Here is a 3,889-nt window from a genome sequence, read left to right as displayed (position 1 = left end):
CGAGCACGTCTCGTCGGCGCTGCGCTACGGCATCAGCCAGGACCGGGTCTCGCTCGGCGACCAGTATTTCCGCACCCTCCCGGGCGGCGCCCGCGAGTGCGACCCGCTCGTCGCGGGCACCTATCTGTGCGAGGCGCTGGGAAACCGGCTGACCTCCACCGCCGGCTATTCGCTGCTCTACGACACGCTCAACAACCGCCAGCGGCCGAGCGCCGGCATGCGCGCCCTGATCAGCCAGGATTTCGCCGGCCTCGGCGGCGACGTCAAATATCTGAGGACCCGCATCAGCGGCGCCAAATATTTCGACGTCGGACGCGGCTTCGTTTTCTCGACGAGCCTCGAAGGCGGCCACATCCTGAGCTTCGAGAATGAGAACCGGCCGGGAGTCGATGCGGTGCGCATCACCGACCGCTTCTTTCTCGGCGAGCCGCAAATCCGCGGCTTCGACATTCGCGGCGTCGGCCCACGGGTCCTGCGCACGCCCTATACCGATCTGAACGGAACGCTCAGCACGGACAAGCGGCAGATCACCGACGATTCGCTCGGCGGCCGGATGTACTATCTCGGCCGCGCGGAGCTCGAGATCCCGCTCGGATCGTCGGGACGCGAACTCGGCCTGCGGCCCTCGCTGTTCGTCGACGCCGGCGCATTGTTCGGGCTGAAGGACCCCACTCCGGGGCTTCTCAACGTCAACTTCTGCAACCCGAACGCCGGCACCACCGGTGTGACCACGTCAACGCCCTACGGGACGCCTTGCCCCACCGGCTTCACAGCCGCCCCGGGCTTCAAAGAGGTCTACCGAGGCGACTCACCCAAACCCCGCATCTCCGTTGGCGCAGGCGTCAACTGGAACTCGCCGTTCGGTCCGTTCAGGATCGATATAGCCAAGGCAATTACTAAGGTGGAAGGTGACGACACCAAATTGTTCACCTTTAACGTAGGGACCGCATTCTAATGAACAAATATACTTTCGGCGCCGCGATGGCTGCGCTCGCGCTTGCAATTCCCGCCGCCGCGCCGGCCCAAAAGACGCCCGGCGCTGCGATCGTGGTGGTGGACATCGAGCGAGTGTACCAGGAGTGCACCGCCTGCCGCGCTGCCAACACGCAGCTCCAGACGCAGCTTCAGCAGATCCAGCAGCGCGCGCAGCAGCTCGCCCAGCCGATCCAGACCGAGGGCACGGCCATCGAAACGGCCATCCGCGCTCTCAACGGCAAGCAGCCCGATGCCGCGCTTCAGGCGCGCATCACGGCGCTCCAGACCAAGCAGAACCAGGGCAACCAGGAAATCCAGGGCCGTGAGCAGACCTTGCGCTCGACCCAGGCCAATGTCGCGCAGCAGATCAATGCCCGCCTGAACCCGATCATCAACCAGGTGATGACCGCTCGCGGCGCCAATCTCGCGCTCGACGTCAATTCCACGCTTGCCCGCGCGCAGGCGCTGGACGTGACCAACGACGTCCTCGCCCAGCTCAACCAGCAGCTGCCGAGCGTCACCGTCGCTCCGCTCCCGCAGGGCCAGCAGCCGGCTCGCCCGCAGGGCCGATGACCGACGAACGCGGCAGCGCTGCCCTCGGCCCGCTTGACGTCAAGCGGGTGATGGAAGCGCTGCCGCATCGTTATCCGATGCTCCTCGTCGACCGCGTGGAGGAGCTCGTCCCCGACAAGTCGATCGCCGCGATCAAGGCGGTGACGATCAACGAAGGCTTCTTCCAGGGCCATTTCCCGGGGCGCCCGATCATGCCCGGCGTCCTCATCGTGGAAGCGCTTGCGCAGGCCGCCGGGGTTCTGGCGGTGGAATCGCTCGGCCTCGCTGGCTCGGGCAAGCTCGTTTATTTCATGGCCATCGACGGCGCGAAATTCCGCGTGCCGGTGGAGCCGGGGGTGCTTCTTCGGCTCGAGGTGGAGTTCGTCCAGAAGCGCGCCACGGTGTGCAAGTTCGCCGGCCGCGCGCTGATCGAAGGCAAGCTCGCGGCGGAGGCGAACTTCACCGCGATGATTGCGGACGCTCCCGCCTAGCCGACGGACGCCAGCGGCCGTCCGACCATTCGATATTGAAGATCTGCGGGATCAGCTCTCCCGAGAGCAGCGCCTCGGGGTCTCCGTCCGCCTCGATCCGTCCTTCATGCATGATGATGAGCCTGTCCGCATAATTGCGGGCGAGCTCGAGATCGTGGACCGCCACCAGCATCGCCTGCGCGTTGGCGCTGGCCGAGGCGCGTAGAAAGTCCATCAGGCGCAGCTGCCAATAGGGGTCGAGGTTCGAAGCCGGCTCGTCGAGCAGGAGCAGCTTCGGCTTAGCAACGAGGGCGCGGGCGATCAGCACCCGGCTCCGTTCGCCCGTGGACATCCGGTCGATCCGCCGATCCGCGAACTCGGCCAGGCCGAGATCGGCCAGCACTTGCCGAACCTCTCCCTCACTGCCTCCGGCAGGGGTGCCGAGCGCCACCAGGTCGCGCGCCGTCAGCGGCCAGCCGATGTCGCGGCTTGCAGGCAGGTAGGAGAGGAGCTGCTGCCGCCGCGCCGGTGGGAGGCCCCGTGGGTCGGTTCCAGCGACAAGCACCGAGCCTTCCGGATTCCCGACCCCGGCGAGCGCATGGAGGAGGCTGGTCTTGCCGCTGCCGTTGGGGCCGACGAGGCAGGTCAGCTCTCCTGGCCGCAGGGTCAGGCCCGTCTCCTTCAGCCTTCCGGGCAATGCGAGGCCGGTCGCTTCCACCAGCCCGCTCACCGGCCCAGCCTCCAGCGCATGTTGGCGACCAGCCACAGGAAGAAGGGAGCGCCGAGCAAGGCCGTCACCACGCCGATCGGAAGCGTCCGCCCCAGCGGAGCGGTGCGGGCGGCGAGGTCCGCCGCGAGGAGGAGGGTGGCTCCGATCAGGGCGGCAGGCAGGATCGCCCGTCCCGGATGCCCCCGCGTCAGGCGGCGGGCGAAGATCGGCGCCACCAGCCCGACGAAGCCGATCGCTCCGCAGATCGCGACGCAGGAGCCGACCCCGACCGCCGTCAGAACGACGATGCGCCGGCGCATCCGCACGATGTCATAGCCGAACGACTGCGCGACCTCTTCGCCGAGCGTCAGGCTGTCGAGCGCCGCCCGCATGCGCAAAAGCAACAGGATCGTGACGAGCGCTGGAACAGCGGCAAAGGCGGCCTGGCCGAGGCTCCGGTCCACAAGCGATCCCATCAGCCATTCATAGGCGTCGTAAAAGGCGAAGGGGGAGGGGGCGAGCGCCAAAGCGAGCGTCGTGAGCGCCCCCGCAAGCGCGCTGATCGCGAGCCCCGCAAGCAGCAAGGTCGCAGTCTCCGCCCGCGGTCCGGCGAGGGCCAGCAGCAACAGCAATGCGGCCAGAGCTCCCGCGACGGATCCGAACGACAGCGCAAGCGGAGCGGAGAAGCCGAATATGTAGGCCGTCAGCACCGCTCCGAGCGCGGCTCCGCTGGTCGTGCCGGTAAGGTCGGGCGAGGCCAGCGGGTTGGCGAACAATGCCTGGATCGCCGCTCCCGAAGCGCCGAGCATCGCTCCGTAAGTCAGCGCCAGCAATGCCCGCGGCAGCCGAAGCTCCGTCAGCACGGCAAGCGCAAGCGGCCGATCCTGCTCCGCCAGGCTCCAGAGCGGCGCCGCAGGCCAGGCAAGCGACGCCATGAAGGCGAGCAGCAGCAACAGGGTGAGCGCCAGCCGGAGCTTCACGCGCCCACCGCCTTCCGCAGCCGGACGATCTCGCCCACCATCGCCGGCCCCATGCACGTCCAGGGGCGCCCGTCCGTGAGCAGCGTCCGCGAACGCCTCGTGCGCCCCGCGAGCGGGTGCGAGAGCCAGCGCTGCTCGCTCGAATATTGGCCGCTCCGATAGTCGCTTCGAAGCAGCAGAAGCGGCGGCTTCACCAGCAGCTG

At 67.9% G+C, this 3,889-nt stretch carries 6 protein-coding genes; 3 read left to right on the top strand and 3 right to left on the bottom strand.

Annotation, left to right across the window (positions count from 1 at the left end):
• From VF662_RS05090 to fabZ, 3 genes are all read left to right on the top strand, one after another.
• The coding region (locus VF662_RS05090; protein WP_464138511.1) for a BamA/TamA family outer membrane protein at positions 1-955 on the top strand (955 nt) is incomplete at its 5' end.
• On the top strand, positions 955-1,548 hold the full coding sequence (locus VF662_RS05085; RefSeq protein ID WP_464138508.1) for an OmpH family outer membrane protein: 594 nt from the start codon (positions 955-957) through the stop codon (positions 1,546-1,548). The genes VF662_RS05090 and VF662_RS05085, both read left to right, overlap by 1 nt.
• The gene (fabZ, locus tag VF662_RS05080; RefSeq protein ID WP_464138504.1) at positions 1,545-2,018 is read left to right on the top strand and encodes a 3-hydroxyacyl-ACP dehydratase FabZ; all 474 of its coding nucleotides are present in this window, start codon (positions 1,545-1,547) and stop codon (positions 2,016-2,018) included. The genes VF662_RS05085 and fabZ overlap by 4 nt, the downstream gene beginning before the upstream one ends.
• Here the strand turns inward: fabZ and VF662_RS05075 are convergent.
• The 3 genes from VF662_RS05075 to VF662_RS05065 all read right to left on the bottom strand — a co-directional run.
• Entirely contained in the window at positions 1,987-2,727 is a 741-nt protein-coding gene (locus VF662_RS05075) for an ABC transporter ATP-binding protein (RefSeq protein ID WP_464138502.1), read from the bottom strand. The two genes, fabZ and VF662_RS05075, sit on opposite strands and share 32 nt — an antisense overlap.
• The gene (locus VF662_RS05070) at positions 2,724-3,686 is read right to left on the bottom strand and encodes a FecCD family ABC transporter permease (protein ID WP_464138498.1); all 963 of its coding nucleotides are present in this window, start codon (positions 3,684-3,686) and stop codon (positions 2,724-2,726) included. Before VF662_RS05070 ends, VF662_RS05075 begins: the two co-directional genes overlap by 4 nt.
• On the bottom strand, positions 3,683-3,889 hold a 207-nt coding region (locus tag VF662_RS05065), incomplete at its 5' end, for a hypothetical protein (protein ID WP_464138495.1). The genes VF662_RS05065 and VF662_RS05070, both read right to left, overlap by 4 nt.

It is taken from the genome of Allosphingosinicella sp., assembly GCF_036387215.1.
Lineage (GTDB): Bacteria > Pseudomonadota > Alphaproteobacteria > Sphingomonadales > Sphingomonadaceae > Allosphingosinicella.
The sequence above is the reverse complement of the archived record's forward strand: the minus strand, read 5'-3'. Positions and strand labels throughout refer to the sequence as shown.